Here is a 15,334-nt window from a genome sequence, read left to right as displayed (position 1 = left end):
TTCCCCGTCTGCTCAAGCCCCCCACCTGCATCTTCTCCGCAGGCGGGGGGCTTGACGCTTGCCCGGGCCGGCTGTGGGCCGTCAGGCCGTGGCCGGGGCTCTTTCGCAGCGTCCAGGAAGACCGGCGATCGCGGATCGGCAGAGACTGTGTTTTCGGTGGGCGCCCAGAGAGCAAGCGACAAGCAGTCCCGGACCGGTCAGCCGCAATGCCGTTGACGCAAGGCCGGTTCCCGCACCCGCCCCGGCCGCCCGTACGCTCTCCTGGAGGTCGGACAACAGAGGGCGGGGACATGGGCGAGGGCCGGGAAGTCGACGAAGGCGGCCGGGACGGCCGCCGTCGGCGCAGGGCGATGGCCGCCGGCGCGGTGGCTGCACTCGGCGGGGCGGCGGGGGTCGTCACCCTGGGGGTGAAGGCCGGCCTGCCCTGGTGGGTGCTGGTTGCCGCGGCCGCGGTGACGGCGGGCCTCGCCGGCTGGTCGGGGGCCCGGATCGCCCTGCGGGAGGACGCCCGCGACGCGATCCTGGAGCCCGGGGAGAACGTGGTCGGCACCTACACCGTCCGGCCCCCGTTCACCGAACACACCCCGCCCTCTCCGCACGAGGGCCCGCGCTACCAACTGCGCGTGACCAGCTGCGGGATGCAGATGTGGGAGCGTTCCGTCCTGCTGTGGCGGCACCCGTGGCCGGAGCTGCGCGTGATGACCGACGGCCCCCGGCTGCGCGTCCACCACCAGGGCCAGGAGGCCGGCACGATGCTGCTGGAGCCGCCGGGCGCCGTGCAGGAGGTCCGCCTCGTCGCCAGTCGGTACGGGGCCGGCTAGCCGTGGTCGGCCGGGCGCCGCGAGGGGTCAGTAGCCCCGGCGCGGAGCGGGCGGCAGGGCCGCCGGGATGTGTGTCATCCCGGTCTGGTGCTGCCGCCCGTCGGCGTATCCGGGACTGCCCGCGTACGAGTACGCCGGCAGCGGCTGCGGGGTGTACGAGGGCTGCCAGCCGTCGACGCGCTGCCACCCGGAGCCGTTCCAGCCGGTGCCGTACGAGCTGCCGCTCGTGTACGAGCCCCCGTAGGCGAAGGCCGTGAACCCGTGGTCCTCCTCGCCCGTACGGTCGCCCGGCAGCGCCCGGAAGGCGCGCAGGTACTCCGAGTACAGCGTGTCGTAGATCGGGGTGTGCGAGACGGCCGGAGGGGTGTCCCGGTCCCGTGCGGGACGCATCGCGGGGACGGTGCTGCTCGGATAGGACGGGGCGCGGGAGGAGTCGTATGCATGCACGTATCAGCCAACGAAATCGGCGCGCTGCGGATGCGGGGTGACGGGGCGGGAAACGCAGATCGCCGGGGGTGTGCGGGACGGACCGCACACCCCCGGCGCACGCCGCCCGGCCCCCACGGCAGGGGGCTGGGCGGCCGTTCTCGTACCGGCGGGATCAGGCGCCGGGCGTACCCGCCAGCGGCATCGCGGCGGCCACGAGCTTGCCCGCGGCGGCGGCCTTGTCCAGCGCGTCGCGCAGCAGGTCCTCACGGGGCTGCTGGCCGATGGAGCCGACCGGGGCGGCGTAGATGAGCACGCGCTGGGTCTTGTTGACGGCGGCCCGCCAGCCGTCGGTGACCGACAGCGCCTGGTGCGCCTGCCACCAGGCGACCTGGCCGGCGCCGTCGTTGCCCGGCTGCAGCACGGCGTGCAGCTGGCCCGCGGCGAGCAGCACCGACCAGCCGCCGAGGACGCCGGGGACCTCGGAGGTGTCGGTGACCGGGATGAACCCCTGCTCGATGAGGAGCGGCAGGAAGTCGTCGCCGGGGCCGTCGCTGCCGGGGCGGGCGATGGGCGCGGTCGGCTCGACGACCAGGGCGGGGTGCAGCTCCCCGGCGATCAGGATCAGGCCGCTGGTGATGCCGAGGACGGCCTGGCCGCCGGGCACGTTCTGCGGGGCGGCGCCGGGGCCGCCGGCGCCGGCCGGGCTGTCGCCTGTGATGCTGCGGACGGCTCCCTGGAGCTGCTCCTCGGAGACCGAGACCACCTGCGAGGGGATGCAGGTGGCGTGGGCGAAGGCGAGGACGGCGGTCTCCTCGCCGACGAACAGCACGGTGCTGGTGCGGTCGTTCTCGGGGTCGCCCGGGGTACGGCAGGAGGTGCAGTCGTAACTGCGCGGCGCGTCCTCGCCGACGAGCAGCCTGTCGGCTTCTTCGTCACCGATCTCGGCACGTACCTCATCACTGACGTCGAGCATGCGCGGCACGGGGTGGCTCCTCGGCATAGGTGCGGGTCCGGGAGGCTCCCGGCTCGCCGGGCTCAACGGCCGAGCGGCGGCCGGGGTCACGCCATTTGAGGGAACGGATTCGAACCTGGCCCCCGATGGGGTGAACCGTCCGACCTTAGCTTCGCTTTCATGCCAACTGTTTTCTGGTTGTGCTCAGTTGGTGCCCGGGTGTGGCCGTTCGGGGTGGTGCCGGCGGTCGGCCGACCGGGTGGGGCGCGGTGACCTGTCGCGTGGCGGGCCGAAGGGGGCCGCGGGTGGCTGCGTAGCGTGACCCGATGCCCCGTCACCGGACCTGCCGGGCCGTCTCCGGCGGCGCCGTCGTCCTCGCCGCCGTGCTGGCGCTCGTACTGCCCCGCGCGGCCGAGGCCGCGGCTCCGCCGCCACCTGCGCCCGGGCCGGCCGGGGCGGCGCACCCCGGCTCGCCCGGCGTGATCGGGGACGGGCCGGGGGACTGCGGACCGGGCGGGGAGTGGCCCTGGGACTGCGTGGCCGACTGCGAGAGCGGCGGGCGGTGGGCGGTGAACACCGGCAACGGCTTCTACGGGGGGCTGCAGTTCTGGCAGCCGACGTGGGAGGAGTACGGCGGGCTGGCGTTCGCGAAACGGGCCGACCTGGCCAGCCGCGTGCAGCAGATCCGGGTCGCGGAGGACGTCGTCGGCTCGCAGGGCTGGAAAGCGTGGCCGGTGTGCTCCAAGCGGTACGGGCTGGCCGGGCGGATGCACGCGGTGCGGGACGGCGACACGCTGGTGTCGATCGCCCGCAAGCACCGGATCCGGGGCGGGTGGCAGGCCCTGTACGAGGCGAACCGGGAGCGGATCGGGCCGAAGCCGCAGGCCCTCGCGGTGGGCATGATGCTGGTCGTCCCCACCGCGGAGCCCGCCGCCCCGCCGCAGGTCCCGGCCGGGCCGGCGCCCGCGCCCACGCAAGTGCCGGTGCCGGTGCCGGTCACCGCTCCGGCCGTCCCGCCACCGGCCCCGGCCCCCTGACCGGGCCGTCCGGGGCGCCCGGGCCGTCCGGGGCGCCCGGGCCCTCCGCGCGTTGCGCGATGCCGTGCGGGCGCCGACCCTGGAAACGACGGGCCGAACGGCCCGCTCGGACACCGGTGGTGAGCCAGATGGCCCAGAGCAGACACCCTCGCGCCCACCCGCGCGCATCCGCACGTGCCGCGGCCTGCACCGCGGCCGCGGTCCTGCTGGCCGTACCGGCGGCCGTGGGGTGGTCCTCGCCCGCGATGGCCGCGGGTGCCCCGGGCCCACCCTCCGCCGCGGTCCTGACCCTGCCGGCCGCGGACGGGCCCGCGGACCCCGAGGCGGCCAAGGCGCAGATCGAGAAGAACTGGACGGCCTTCTTCGACCCGAAGACCCCGACCGACAAGAAGGCCGAGCTGTTGCAGCACGGCGACCTGCTCAAGGCGCTGCTGGACGGCTTCTCGACCGGCGCCGAGGCGGCCAAGGCCTCCGTCGTGGTCACGGGTGTCACCTTCACCTCGCCCACCGAGGCCGAGGTGACCTACGACCTGAAGGTCGGCGACGAGACGGTACTGCCCGGCAGCAAGGGGACCGTGGTGCTCGAGGACGGGGTCTGGAAGGTCTCCCTGAAGACCCTCTGCTCGCTCGTCGAGCTCAGCGGCGCCGAGGCGCCGCCCCTGCTCTGCTGAGGTCCGGCCCGGCACGGTGCGCTGGCAGACTCGGGGGATGCTCGATACCTCCGCACGACTGCTGCGCCTGCTGTCCCTGCTGCAGGCCCACCGCGAATGGACCGGGGCCGATCTCGCGGGCCGCCTCGGGGTGACCGCGCGGACGGTCCGGCGCGACGTCGACCGGTTGCGGGAGCTCGGGTATCCGGTGAACGCCAGCCCGGGGACCGGCGGCGGCTACCAGCTGGGCGCGGGGGCCGAGCTGCCGCCGCTGCTGCTGGACGACGACGAGGCCGTGGCCGTCGCCGTGGGCCTGCGGACCGCCGCCGGGAACGGGGTGGAGGGCATCGGGGAGGCCTCCGTACGCGCCCTCGCGAAGCTGGAGCAGGTGCTGCCGTCGAGGCTGCGCCGCAGGGTGTCCGCGCTCAACGAGTTCACCGTACCGATGCTGCGCGGCGCTCAGCGGTCCACCGTGGACCCCTCGGTGCTGACCGAGCTGGCCTCGGTCTGCCGGGACGGCGAGCGGCTGCGCTTCGGGTACCGCGACCACGAGGGGAACGTCAGCCGCCGCACCGTCGAACCGCACCGGCTGGTGTGCACCGAGCGGCGCTGGTACCTCGTCGCCTGGGACCTGGACCGGGAGGCGTGGCGGACCTTCCGCGCCGACCGGATCGAACCCAGGCCTCCGCACGGACCGCGGTTCAGTCCGCGCCCGGCGCCCGCCGAGGACCTCGCCGCGTACGTCTCCGAGGGCGTGTCGCGGGGGGCGTACGCGGCCCGCGCGGTGGTGCGGCTGAAGGTTTCGGCGCAGGACGCGGCACGGACCGTCGGGCCGAGCGACGGGGTCCTGGAACCGATCGACGGGCAGAGCTGTCTGCTGCGGACCGGGGCGGTCAGCCTGGACGTTCTGGTGATTCACGTCATGCTGCTCGGTTGTGAGTTCGAAGTGGTCGAACCGCCGGAGCTGACGGATCGGATCAGGGCCGCGCGGGATCTCCTGGGCAGGGCCGTGGAGGCCGGAGAAGTGAAGGAAATGTAGGGGAGCTGAGGGGGGTTCAACTGGTCTGGGCCAAGGGGATCATGACAATCCCGGACAGGAATTCGGCCGTGTTCGGCACAAATTCCAAACCGTCTGAACCCCGGGCGTGTCGCGGACCGGTAAACAATTTGCGGCTGTTGATATTCTGTGACACAAGCGTGACCCGGGACGGACGAACGTCCGGGCGTGGCGCTGACGAACGGCGAAGGCGGGCCGGGTCCGAGGACCCGGCCCGCCTTCGTGTGTCACGGGGGGAGGGGGTGCGTACCGCCCCCGCGGTGGGACGGTCAGCCGCCGGCGACCGGACGGGCCGCGGCCCCCCGGGCGGTGGCCCGTTCGGTGTGCGCCGGGCGGCGGCTGCCGTTCGGCGTGACCGGGGTCCGCTCGGAGCGGATCACGTGCGGCCGGCCGGCCGGGTGCGCGGCGGGCCGGGCGGTGGGGGAGTGCGCGGTGACGGTGGCCGCCGCGGTGACGGTGGCCGTGACGGGCTGCGGGACCGGCTCCGCGGCGGTGTCGGCGGCGGCCTCCGCGGGGGTCCGCAACTGCCACTTGCCGCCTGCCGAGAGCAGCGGGGTGAGCACGGAGACGACCGGCACGGGCATGCGCCCGGTCTCGGCGCGGCGGCGCAGCAGCTCGCGCACGTCGAAGACGTAGGCCTCGGTCCGGGCGATGAGCGGCTCGAACCAGGGGAGGGCCAGCAGGATCAGCAGGCCCGCGGACCATCCGAGCAGGACGTCGCTGACCCAGTGGGTGCCGAGGTACACCGTGGTGGCGCCGACGCTCAGCGAGACGACCGCGGACACCACGGACAGCACCCGGCGGGTGACCCCGGTGGAGGCCAGGTAGGCCAGGATTCCCCAGGTCACCACGGCGTTGGCGGTGTGACCGGAAGGGAATATATCGCCACCGGCGAAGAGTTCGGCGGATCCGATCTCCGTGGCGTAGTGCGGACCGAGCCGGCCGAGGCCGAGCTTGACGGAGCCGACGGTGATGTTGAGCAGCAGCAGTGCCACGCCGAGGGTGATCAGCGGGCGGAGGGTGTGCTGCCGCCAGGAGCGCCAGCCGAGCCAGGCGGCGACCATGACCGCCGTGGGTCCGCGCTGGCCCAGCACGACCAGGTAGTCGAGGAAGGCGTGCAGCTGCGGCCACTGCTCGTAGGGCCGGAAGAACATGATCTGCCAGTCCAGGCGGACCAGCCAGGAAGTGGTCAGTACGGCGACCACGATTGCGAGATAGAAGGCGAGGGTCGATCCCAGGAGTACGACGCGGTGCCGGCTCATCTGCGGGGTTTGCAGATGAGCCGGTCGCTCTGGTTCCCGGTCCAGCCGGGCGAACACCCGCTCCAGACGGGTCAGGATTTGGTCGGTACGCACTCAATCGACGTTACCGCCCGCCGATGGTCGGCCCGGGCGAATCGCGGGCTTTGTGATGACCATGTGATGTGGAGTTGGTCTCACGCGGGACTTAATTCCCGCTATTTCGGCAGTGGTTGGCCGCCCCTTGATCCACTGCCCCGGTGAATTGTTTCTGTCACTTATCCGGACTTTATAGCCGTGCGGGCCATTTCTTTTGCTGAAAGATGGACCGGAATGATCCATTCCGTGATGTGGGGGTCCTATGGAGGACCCGAGCCGTTCAGCCAGAACGCCCCGTAGACCGCCGAGGCCAGCGCCAGCGCGCCCACCACCGAGGCCGCCCGCCCGGTCCGCCACCGCGCCAGCGCCACCGCCGGCGGCAGCACCAGAGGGAAGGCGGGCAGCAGCAGCCGGGGCTTGGAGCCGAAGTACCCGGACGCGCACAGCGCCAGCGCCACGACGATCCCGCAGTACACGAGCAGCGGCACCGGCTGCCGCTGCCGGACGCACTTCCCGTACAGCCAGAGCACCAGCACGACCCCCGCGATCAGCCCCACCCCGGCGAGGAACGCGGACGAGGCCAGCTTCGCCCCGATGAACCGCGCGAACGCCCAGCCGCCGTCGAAGCCGTTGCCCCAGCCGCCCTGCACGTCCAGGTAGCCCAGCAGACCGCCCCCGGTGCGCGCACCGACCCACAGGACGTACGCCGCCGCCCCCGCCGGAGCCAGCAGCACCCCCGCGACCGTCCGCCAGGACCGCTCCCCGCGCCGCCAGGCCAGCGCGGCGGCCACCCACACCGCCGCGACCACCGCCGCGCCGACCGGGCGGGTCAGCCCGGCCCCGGCCGCGAGCAGTCCCGCCGTCAGCCACCGTCCGCGCAGGGCCCCGTAGAGCGCCCAGGCGGCCAGGGCCGTGAACAGCGACTCGCTGTACGCCATGGACTGCACGATCCCGACCGGCAGCGCCGCCCAGACCGCGACCGCGAACACCCCGGCCCGGCGGCCGTGGACCAGATCGGCCACCGCGAAGATCCCCCAGGCCGCGGCGAGCCCCGCGACCACCGACACCACCAGACCCGCGGAGCCGTACGAGAGCCCGGTCGCCGCGGACACCACCCGTTCCAGCCACGGCAGCAGCGGGAAGAACGCCAGGTTCGAGTGGACGTCCCCGTTGGGGAGGAGCACCTCGTACCCGTACCCCTCCGCGGCGATGCGGGCGTACCAGAGCGAGTCCCAGCGGGCCGACAGCAGCGTGTGCGGGCTGCTGCCGACCGCCGCGCCCCACACCGCGAGCACGGTCAGCCCGAGCAGCCGCACCGCCGCGAAGGCGGCCAGTGCGGGCGCGGCCCGGCGAAATCCAAGATCTTCCACATGCATGATTATCGGTGGCTGCGGTCGGACGCCCCTCGAGGGCCGGAGCCGGGGCGGGAAGTGCGGCGACGGGGAAACCACAGGCCGTGAGCGCGCGTGTACACGGGGGAAGGATGACGGTGGAGGGAGTGGCGTACGCCACACGGGGGCCGTCGCCGGGATGAGAGCTTGACCACGTGTCGGCCAGACGAACTCGCGTACGCTGACCGTTCACTCGCGTGTCGATGCCGGACCCCGTTGGACGCCGCACAGCGCACCACCCCCCGTGGCTCCACAAGACGCTGGTCCGCCGAGCCCGAGGGATCACCTGGGAGGTACATGCATGTCGGGGACGAACGCGGCCGGGGTCCGGACCCCTTCCCCCTGGCAGCGGCTGAGCGCCGCCTCCGGTGGGACCAACCGCTGGGTCGTCCTGGCGGTGCTCTGCGTCAGCCTGGTCCTCGTCGCGCTCGACGCGACGATCCTGCACGTCGCCGTTCCCTCCGTCACCGAGGACCTGCGCCCCGGCTCGATCGAACTCCTGTGGATCGTCGACGCCTACCCGCTGGTCTGCGCCTCGCTGCTCATCCTCTTCGGCACCCTCGGCGACCGGGTCGGCCGCCGCCGGATCCTCCTCCTCGGCTACGGGCTCTTCGGCGCGGCCTCCGCGATAGCGGCCCTGGCCGACAACGCCCAGGTCCTGATCGCCGCGCGCGCCCTGCTCGGCATCGGCGGCGCGATGATCATGCCCGCCACCCTGTCGATCCTGCGGCAGGTCTTCCCCGACCGGCGCGAGCGGGCGCTCGCCATCGGCATCTGGACCGCCGTCGCCGCCATCGGCGCGGCCAGCGGCCCGGTGCTCGGCGGCTTCCTCGTCCAGCACTTCTGGTGGGGCTCGGTCTTCCTCATCAACATCCCGCTGATGGCACTGATCCTGCCGCTCGGCCGCTGGCTGCTGCCGGAGTCGCGCGGCTCCGCCGACGGGCCGTGGGACGTGCTCGGCGCGCTGATGGCCGCCGCCGGTGTACTCGGCACGGTGCTCGGGATCAAGCGGCTGGGCGCCGAACGCCGGCTCCTCGACGCCGAGGCGCTGCTCCCGCTGCTGGTCGGCTTGGTGCTGCTCGTCCTGTTCGTGCGGCGGCAGAGGCGGCGCGAGCAGCCGCTGATCGACATGCGGATGTTCTCGCGGGCCGCCTTCTCCACCTCGGTCGCGTGCATCGTCCTCGCCATGCTGGCCCTGGTAGGCCTGGAGCTGATCGCCGTCCAGTACCTCCAGCTGGTGCTGCACCTCAGCCCGCTGGAGACCGGCCTGCGACTGCTGCCCCTGACCTTCGCCGCCATGGCCGCGGGCGCCACGGGCTCGTACACCCTGGGCCGGGTCGGGCCGCGCACGATGGTGTCGCTGGGCTTCGTCCTGACGGCCTTCGCCGTGCTGCTGCTGACGCTCATGGGCCAGCAGGACCGGCCGCTGCTGCTGACCATCGGCTTCATCCTGCTCGGCTTCGGGCTGCAGACCACGCTGTTCGCCGCGTACGAGTCGATGCTGAGCGAGGCCCCGGCGGCCACCGTGGGCGGCGCGGCCTCGATCGGCGAGACCTCGTACCAGCTGGGCGCGGGCATGGGCATCGCGCTGCTGGGCAGCGTGATGAACGCGGCGTACCGGCCGGGGCTCATGGGCGTGCCGGGGGTGTCGGCGGCGGATTCGGCGGGCGCGGCGAACTCTCTGGGCGAGGCCTACCAGATCGCCGCGCACCTCGGCGGGCCGGCGGGGGCGTCGCTGTACGCGGCGGCGCGGCAGTCGTTCGTGCACGGACTGCACGTGACGCTGCTGGTGAGCGCGGTGCTGTTGTTCGCGGGGGCGGTGATGGCGCTGAAGTTGCCGCGGACGATGGACTGCGGGGCGGCGGAGGAAGAGGCGGCGGAGGTGCGGTTGCCCGCGCAGGCGAAGGGTGAGGCGCGGCCGACCCCGGTCGAGCAGGCGGGCTGACGCAGTTCGGTGCCGCCGGGTGCGGCGCCGTTGCCGGGGGCGCTGCCCCCGGACCCCCGCGCCTCAAACGCCGGCGGGGCTGAAAGAGCGCCTCAAGCTCCCCCGGCTACCGATGGGAGGTACCCCCGGCGGGGCTGGAATAGGGGGCTGGATTTGCCCGGCCTGGGCTAATAGCTTCGGGTGAGCGCAAAACTTGCGCTGCTAGGTTCTGTCTCAGGCCGCCGGGAGGCCCAGTGTCCGCGTTCCTGCCCCATGATCCGCTCGGGCTCGACGAGCTCCTCGGGCCCGAGGACCTCGCCGTCCGGGACACCGTCCGCGCCTGGGCTGCCGACCGGGTGCTGCCGAACATCGCGCAGTGGTACGAGAGCGGCGAGCTGCCCGGGATCCGCGAGCTGGCCCGGGAGCTCGGTGGCATCGGAGCGCTCGGGATGTCCCTCCAGGGCTACGGGTGCGCCGGCGCCAGCGCCGTGCAGTACGGGCTCGCCTGCCTGGAGCTGGAGGCCGCCGACTCCGGGATCCGCTCGCTCGTGTCGGTGCAGGGGTCGCTCGCCATGTACGCGATCTGGAAGTACGGCTCCGAGGAGCAGAAGCAGCGCTGGCTGCCCGGCATGGCCGCGGGCGAGCTCATCGGCTGCTTCGGGCTGACCGAGCCCGATGTGGGGTCGGACCCCGCGGCGATGCGGACCTACGCCAAGCGCGACGGCACCGACTGGGTGCTGAACGGCCGCAAGATGTGGATCACCAACGGTTCCGTCGCGGCGGTCGCCGTGGTGTGGGCGCAGACCGACGAGGGGATCCGCGGTTTCGCGGTGCCCACCGACACCCCCGGGTTCTCGGCGCCGGAGATCAAGCACAAGTGGTCGCTGCGGGCCAGCGTCACGAGCGAGCTGGTGATGGACGACGTACGGCTGCCCGCCGACGCGGTGCTGCCGCTGGTCACCGGGCTCAAGGGGCCGCTCGGCTGCCTCAGCCACGCTCGGTACGGGATCATCTGGGGATCCATGGGCGCGGCGCGGGCCAGTTTCGAGTCCGCGCTCGACTACGCGAGGACGCGGGAGCAGTTCGGCAAGCCGATCGGCGGTTTCCAGCTCACCCAGGCCAAGCTGGCGGACATGGCCCTGGAACTCCACAAGGGCATCCTGCTCGCGCACCACCTGGGCCGGCGCATGGACGCGGGCACCCTGCGGCCGGAGCAGATCAGCTTCGGCAAGCTCAACAACGTCCGTGAGGCCATCGAGATCTGCCGCACCGCGCGGACCATCCTCGGAGCCAACGGGATCTCCCTCGAGTACCCCGTCATGCGGCACGCCACCAACCTCGAATCGGTGCTCACCTACGAGGGCACCGTCGAGATGCACCAGCTGGTGCTGGGCAAGGCACTCACCGGGCTGGACGCCTTCCGGTGAGAGCCCTGCTCAGCTCTGGTTGAAGAAGTCGCGTGAGCGGCCGCCCGCTTCGCCGCTGACGATCTGGGTGTCGGCCGGGGTCAGGAGGAAGACCCTGGTCGCCACCCGCTCGATCGAACCGCGCAGCCCGAAGGTCAGTCCGGCCGCGAAGTCGACGACGCGCTTCGCGTCACCCGGGTCCATCGACGACAGGTTGACGATGACCGGTACCCCGTCGCGGAACAGCTCGCCGATGCCCCGCGCGTCACGGAAACCGTCCGGGGTGACCGTCGCGATGCGACGGCCGTGCTCCACGGCCGACTCGGAGGCCACCCGGACCCGGGGGTCGGTGACCCACTGCTCGCCGGGGCCGGCCACCGAACCCTGGGCGGCCTCCGCGTAGTCGTCGTCGTAGTAGCGATCGTCGTCGCTGTCCTCCACGAGACCCAGCCAGGCACTCGCCTTGCGCACCGAACCCATGGACTGCCTCCTTTCACCGCGGTCAGTCTGTCTTCTCTCCGCTGCCCCTATGCTCGTCCATGATGCTGACAACGCGCCAAGTGGATAGTCGCCGCGCACGGGTTTCGTGACGGTACTGGTGCAGAACATCCGTTGCACGGTCAAGGATCCTGGTCGCCACCACTGCTGACTGAGTGAAAATACGACCACTGCCGCCTTACGGGTGAGCGACGCGGACGTACGGGTGAAACGCGCGGGTCGATACGATGCCCGGCAAGCACGCGTACGACACACGGGGGAAGCAGCTTGTTCGGCATCGTGAGACCTTGCACGCACCGGTTGGGAGAACGGTTCAAGGCGGAGTGGATGGCCCATCTGTGCGGGCTGTGCCTGGCACTTCGGGGAGATCACGGACAGTTCGCCCGGATCGTTACGAACTACGACGGTCTGCTCGTCTCCGTTCTGACGGAGGCTCAGTCGGGAACCGCGCCCGAGGCCCGGCGCACCGCCGGGCCCTGCCCGCTGCGCGGGATGCGCACCGCCTCCGTGGCCCAGGGCGAGGGGGCGCGGCTCGCCGCCGCCGTCTCGCTCGTGCTCGCCTCCGCCAAGGTGCGCGACCACGTGGCCGACCGGGACGGGCTGTTGGCCCGCGCCCCCATAGCCGCCGCCGCGCGCAAGGTGGCCCGCGGCTGGGACCGGGCCGGAGCCCGCACCGGGGCCTCGCTCGGCTTCGACACCGCCGTGCTCGTCGACGCCGTGGACCGGCAGGCGGGCATCGAGACGCTCGCGGGCCTCGGCACCCCGGTGCTCGTGGTGACCGAGCCGACGGAGACCGCGACGGCCGCCGCCTTCGCGCATACCGCGCAGCTGGCCGGACGGCCAGGCAACGCCCCCGCGCTGGCCGAGGCCGGCCGGTACTTCGGCCGGCTCGCCCACCTGCTCGACGCGGTGGAGGACCAGGGCGCCGACGCCGTCGCGGGCGCCTGGAACCCGCTCACCGCCACCGGGACCTCGCTCACCGAGGCCCGCAGGCTCTGCGACGACGCCCTCCACGGCATCAAGCTCGCGCTGGGCGAGGTCGAGTTCACGGACGCCGGGCTCGCCCACCGGCTGCTCGTGCACGAGCTGCGCACCTCGGTGGACCGGGCCTTCGGCACCGGCAGCTGCGCCCACACGGCGACGGCCTCCGCCGGCCAGGGCGGCAACCCGTACGCGGGCCAGCCGTACGGCGGCCAGGGCGGGAACCCGTACGGCCAGGGCCCGTACGGCCAGAACCCCTACGGCGGGGCCCCGTACGGCGGAGGAGCGGGCGGCCCGGGGATGCCGCCCACGGGCCCGGGCGGATTCGGTGGCGCGCCGCCCCCGCAGCGGCCGCGCCGCGGACTGCTCGCGGGCTGCGCGGTGGCCATCGGACTGTTCTGTACCTGCCAGATGTGCTGCACCGAGCACGAGGGCCCGTGGTCCCGGAAGAAGCGGGACCCGTGGTGCGACGCCTGTGAGTGCTGCGAATCCTGCGACTGCTGCGGCAGCACCGATACCAGCGGTGGGAGCGGTGGCGGTGGCGGTGGTGGCGACGGCTGCTGCAGCTGTGACTGCTGCGGCTGCGACTGCTGAGGCTCTTTCAGATTTCACAGGTCCGGACGGCGTACGCGGGGATTCCCGTCCGGACCCGCGTGGAAGGGTTGAGCGGGATGAGCGACGACGCAGACGACCCGCACGCCGCGTGGCGGGAATGGCGCGAGCGCAGGGCGGCGGCAGTGTCCGCGCCCTGCGGCCCCCTCGCGCTGACCGGAACCTTCCGGCCCGCCGACTACCCGGAAGGTCGAATTCCGGCCGTTCCGGGGCATTGGCGCCGGCCGGAGACCGGTGTGGCGCCGACCGCCACCGCCGCCGCCGGGCGCGGCCACCACTTCCTGAAGCCCGGCATACCCGGCGCGCGAGGCGCTTCATCTGCCCTTTTCCGCCGCCCGGGAACACGCTGCCCTTCGAGGTCGCGGCGGGCGGGCGGAGGCTGAAAGCCGCTCTTGCGACCGGTATCCGACGACAGGACACTCCCGACAGCGCTTGTCAGGGACACGGCCAAAGTTCATGCGCCCGCCGTGCCCCCGGCTGCGCCTCACGGGCGCCGGCACCCCCACAACCGCCGGGCCCCCGACCCTCTCCAGGAGGACGAGAAGTGAGGATCAAGCGCATGACCCGTACCAGGCTGCTCGCGGCGGCCACCGGCCTGGCCGCCGCCGCAGCGCTCGCCGTCCCCACGGCCGCGAGCGCGGACTCCAGCCGGGACGGCAAGGACAGCGGATTCAGCGCCGACCGGCTCGCCTCGGCCGGCGCATCCGTCCTGCGCGCCGACGTGGCGGGCACCGCCTGGCACACCGACCCCGCCACCGGAACCCTGGTGGTCTCCGCCGACTCCACGGTCTCCGACGCCGGTATCGCGAGGATCAAGCGCGAGGCCGGGGCCGACGTCGGAGCGCTGCGCATCGAACGCATCCCCGGCAAGCTCACCAAACTGGTGTCCGGCGGCGATGCCATCTACGCCACCAGCTGGCGCTGTTCGCTGGGCTTCAACGTGCGCAACGGCAGCACCTACTACGCCCTGACCGCCGGGCACTGCACCGACGGGGCGGGCACCTGGTGGAGCAACTCCGCCCGTACCGCCGTCGTGGGCTCCACGGTCGGCTCCAGCTTCCCGACCAACGACTACGGCCTCATCAAGTACGCCAGCAACACGCCGGTGCCCCCCGGCACCGTCGGCAGCCAGGACATCACCAGCGCCGTGAACGCCACCCTCAACATGTCGGTGACCAGGCGCGGGTCCACCACCGGTATCCACAGCGGCCGGGTCACCGGACTCAACGCCACCGTCAACTACGGCGGCGGCGACATCGTCTACGGCATGATCCGCACCAACGTGTGCGCCGAACCCGGCGACAGCGGCGGCCCGCTCTACTCGGGCACCCGCGCCGTCGGCCTCACCTCCGGCGGCAGCGGAAACTGCTCCTCGGGCGGGACGACCTTCTTCCAGCCGGTGGTCGAAGCCCTCAACGCATACGGGGTCAGCGTCTACTGACGATGACTCACGCGCCCCCGTCGCACCCCTGGACGTCCTCCCGCCTTCTGGGAGGATGTTCGGGGCGGCCGTGTCCACGGGGGAGGCTGGTTTCTGCATGAAACGCATCGGCGTGACCGGGCACCGAGCCATTCCCGACTCGGTGCTCGGCCATGTGGAGGACGGCCTGCGGGCCGTACTGGGCGACCACGACGGACCGCTGGAGGCCTTCTCCAGCCTCGCCGAGGGAGCGGACCAGCTGTTCGCCGCCATCGCCCTCGAGAACGGCGCCGACCTCACCGTGGTGATCCCCAGCGGGGACTACGAGGACGCCTTCGAGGGCGCCGAGGCCCTCGCCCGCTACCGGGGGCTCAAGAACCGGGCCACCCAGGAGGTCCGGATGGACTTCGCCCGCTCCACCGACGAGGCCTACTACGCCGCCGGCACCTACATAGCCGACTCGTGCGACCGGCTCGTCGCCGTCTGGGACGGGCAGCCCGCCCGCGGGCACGGCGGCACCGCCGAGATCGTCGCCTACGCGCGGGCGCTCGGCAAACCGGTCACCGTCATCTGGTGCGAGGGCGTGACCCGGGACTAGGCCGTCTCTTTCGGATCTTGTCGGCCGAGCCCGCGGCGTCCGGTGCCGTGGATGGCAAGGCGGAGGAGCGCCCGTGTACTGGACGTACTCGGGCGCCCCGACAACGCGGCCAGGTGCGGTGCCGGGCGTCGCGGGCCCGGCAAGATCCGAAAGAGACGGCCTAGGCCGGGCGTCTTGCCGATCAGGCCGGGCCGGCCCGATCGACAAGACACCCCCTAGTC

General features: G+C 72.8%; 14 protein-coding genes. 9 read left to right on the top strand and 5 right to left on the bottom strand.

Annotated elements, in window-relative coordinates; genetic code table 11:
• Positions 1–290: 290 nt before the first annotated feature.
• On the top strand, positions 291–821 hold the full coding sequence (locus JYK04_RS11990; protein WP_229875697.1) for a hypothetical protein: 531 nt from the start codon (positions 291–293) through the stop codon (positions 819–821).
• Between the two features lie 27 nt (positions 822–848).
• Here JYK04_RS11990 and JYK04_RS11985 read toward each other — a convergent pair whose 3' ends face one another.
• Both JYK04_RS11985 and JYK04_RS11980 read right to left on the bottom strand, forming a co-directional pair.
• Positions 849–1,211, bottom strand: a complete 363-nt coding sequence (locus JYK04_RS11985) for a hypothetical protein (RefSeq protein ID WP_237410259.1) — start codon at positions 1,209–1,211, stop codon at positions 849–851.
• A gap of 211 nt (positions 1,212–1,422) precedes the next feature.
• On the bottom strand, positions 1,423–2,232 hold the full coding sequence (locus JYK04_RS11980) for a hypothetical protein (RefSeq protein ID WP_189739710.1): 810 nt from the start codon (positions 2,230–2,232) through the stop codon (positions 1,423–1,425).
• Between the two features lie 296 nt (positions 2,233–2,528).
• Here JYK04_RS11980 and JYK04_RS11975 point away from each other — a divergent pair, with 296 nt between their 5' ends.
• The 3 genes from JYK04_RS11975 (at position 2,529) to JYK04_RS11965 (ending at position 4,928) form a co-directional block, all read left to right on the top strand.
• Positions 2,529–3,239, top strand: coding sequence for a LysM peptidoglycan-binding domain-containing protein (locus JYK04_RS11975; RefSeq protein ID WP_189739714.1), 711 nt, complete (start codon positions 2,529–2,531; stop codon positions 3,237–3,239).
• A gap of 128 nt (positions 3,240–3,367) precedes the next feature.
• The gene (locus JYK04_RS11970) at positions 3,368–3,910 is read left to right on the top strand and encodes an MTB12 C-terminal domain-containing protein (RefSeq protein ID WP_189739716.1); all 543 of its coding nucleotides are present in this window, start codon (positions 3,368–3,370) and stop codon (positions 3,908–3,910) included.
• Between the two features lie 37 nt (positions 3,911–3,947).
• Positions 3,948–4,928: a helix-turn-helix transcriptional regulator gene (locus JYK04_RS11965; RefSeq protein ID WP_189739718.1), complete on the top strand. Its 981-nt coding sequence runs from the start codon at positions 3,948–3,950 to the stop codon at positions 4,926–4,928.
• Between the two features lie 287 nt (positions 4,929–5,215).
• On the opposite strand, the gene JYK04_RS11960 is transcribed toward JYK04_RS11965, so the two are convergent.
• On the bottom strand, positions 5,216–6,301 hold the full coding sequence (locus JYK04_RS11960; protein ID WP_189739721.1) for a phosphatase PAP2 family protein: 1,086 nt from the start codon (positions 6,299–6,301) through the stop codon (positions 5,216–5,218).
• A gap of 242 nt (positions 6,302–6,543) precedes the next feature.
• Positions 6,544–7,659, bottom strand: coding sequence for a glycosyltransferase family protein (locus JYK04_RS11955; protein ID WP_189739724.1), 1,116 nt, complete (start codon positions 7,657–7,659; stop codon positions 6,544–6,546).
• A gap of 316 nt (positions 7,660–7,975) precedes the next feature.
• Between JYK04_RS11955 and JYK04_RS11950 the strand changes: the two genes are divergently transcribed.
• Both JYK04_RS11950 and JYK04_RS11945 read left to right on the top strand, forming a co-directional pair.
• Positions 7,976–9,619 (top strand): MFS transporter, encoded by a 1,644-nt coding sequence (locus JYK04_RS11950; RefSeq protein WP_189739727.1) that lies wholly within the window; start codon positions 7,976–7,978, stop codon positions 9,617–9,619.
• 233 nt (positions 9,620–9,852) lie between these two features.
• Positions 9,853–11,025: an acyl-CoA dehydrogenase family protein gene (locus tag JYK04_RS11945; RefSeq protein ID WP_189739730.1), complete on the top strand. Its 1,173-nt coding sequence runs from the start codon at positions 9,853–9,855 to the stop codon at positions 11,023–11,025.
• 9 nt (positions 11,026–11,034) lie between these two features.
• Here the strand turns inward: JYK04_RS11945 and JYK04_RS11940 are convergent, their stop codons facing one another.
• Complete coding sequence (locus tag JYK04_RS11940) at positions 11,035–11,484, bottom strand: cell division protein SepF (protein ID WP_030012752.1); 450 nt, start codon at positions 11,482–11,484, stop codon at positions 11,035–11,037.
• Between the two features lie 285 nt (positions 11,485–11,769).
• On the opposite strand from JYK04_RS11940, the gene JYK04_RS11935 reads away from it, so the two are divergent.
• From JYK04_RS11935 to JYK04_RS11925, 3 genes are all read left to right on the top strand, one after another.
• Positions 11,770–13,077 carry a DUF5685 family protein gene (locus JYK04_RS11935; protein WP_189739734.1) on the top strand — a complete coding sequence of 436 codons (1,308 nt, stop codon included), beginning with the start codon at positions 11,770–11,772 and terminating at the stop codon, positions 13,075–13,077.
• Between the two features lie 562 nt (positions 13,078–13,639).
• Positions 13,640–14,536 carry a S1 family peptidase gene (locus tag JYK04_RS11930; RefSeq protein WP_373297455.1) on the top strand — a complete coding sequence of 299 codons (897 nt, stop codon included), beginning with the start codon at positions 13,640–13,642 and terminating at the stop codon, positions 14,534–14,536.
• 97 nt (positions 14,537–14,633) lie between these two features.
• Positions 14,634–15,113 (top strand): hypothetical protein, encoded by a 480-nt coding sequence (locus tag JYK04_RS11925; protein WP_189739740.1) that lies wholly within the window; start codon positions 14,634–14,636, stop codon positions 15,111–15,113.
• The last annotated feature ends 221 nt before the right edge of the window (positions 15,114–15,334 follow it).

The sequence above is a fragment of the Streptomyces nojiriensis genome (assembly GCF_017639205.1).
GTDB classification, from domain to species: domain Bacteria; phylum Actinomycetota; class Actinomycetes; order Streptomycetales; family Streptomycetaceae; genus Streptomyces; species Streptomyces nojiriensis.
The sequence above is the reverse complement of the archived record's forward strand: the minus strand, read 5'-3'. Positions and strand labels throughout refer to the sequence as shown.

Excerpts from the sequence above, each read along its gene's own strand:
- JYK04_RS11990 (WP_229875697.1), top strand. The coding sequence starts at position 291 with ATGGGCGAGGGCCGGGAAGTCGACGAAGGCGGCCGGGACGGCCGCCGT.
- JYK04_RS11985 (WP_237410259.1), bottom strand. The coding sequence starts at position 1,211 with ATGCGTCCCGCACGGGACCGGGACACCCCTCCGGCCGTCTCGCACACC.
- JYK04_RS11975 (WP_189739714.1), top strand. The coding sequence starts at position 2,529 with ATGCCCCGTCACCGGACCTGCCGGGCCGTCTCCGGCGGCGCCGTCGTC.
- JYK04_RS11970 (WP_189739716.1), top strand. The coding sequence starts at position 3,368 with ATGGCCCAGAGCAGACACCCTCGCGCCCACCCGCGCGCATCCGCACGT.
- JYK04_RS11965 (WP_189739718.1), top strand. The coding sequence starts at position 3,948 with ATGCTCGATACCTCCGCACGACTGCTGCGCCTGCTGTCCCTGCTGCAG.
- JYK04_RS11955 (WP_189739724.1), bottom strand. The coding sequence starts at position 7,659 with ATGCATGTGGAAGATCTTGGATTTCGCCGGGCCGCGCCCGCACTGGCC.
- JYK04_RS11950 (WP_189739727.1), top strand. The coding sequence starts at position 7,976 with ATGTCGGGGACGAACGCGGCCGGGGTCCGGACCCCTTCCCCCTGGCAG.
- JYK04_RS11940 (WP_030012752.1), bottom strand. The coding sequence starts at position 11,484 with ATGGGTTCGGTGCGCAAGGCGAGTGCCTGGCTGGGTCTCGTGGAGGAC.
- JYK04_RS11925 (WP_189739740.1), top strand. The coding sequence starts at position 14,634 with ATGAAACGCATCGGCGTGACCGGGCACCGAGCCATTCCCGACTCGGTG.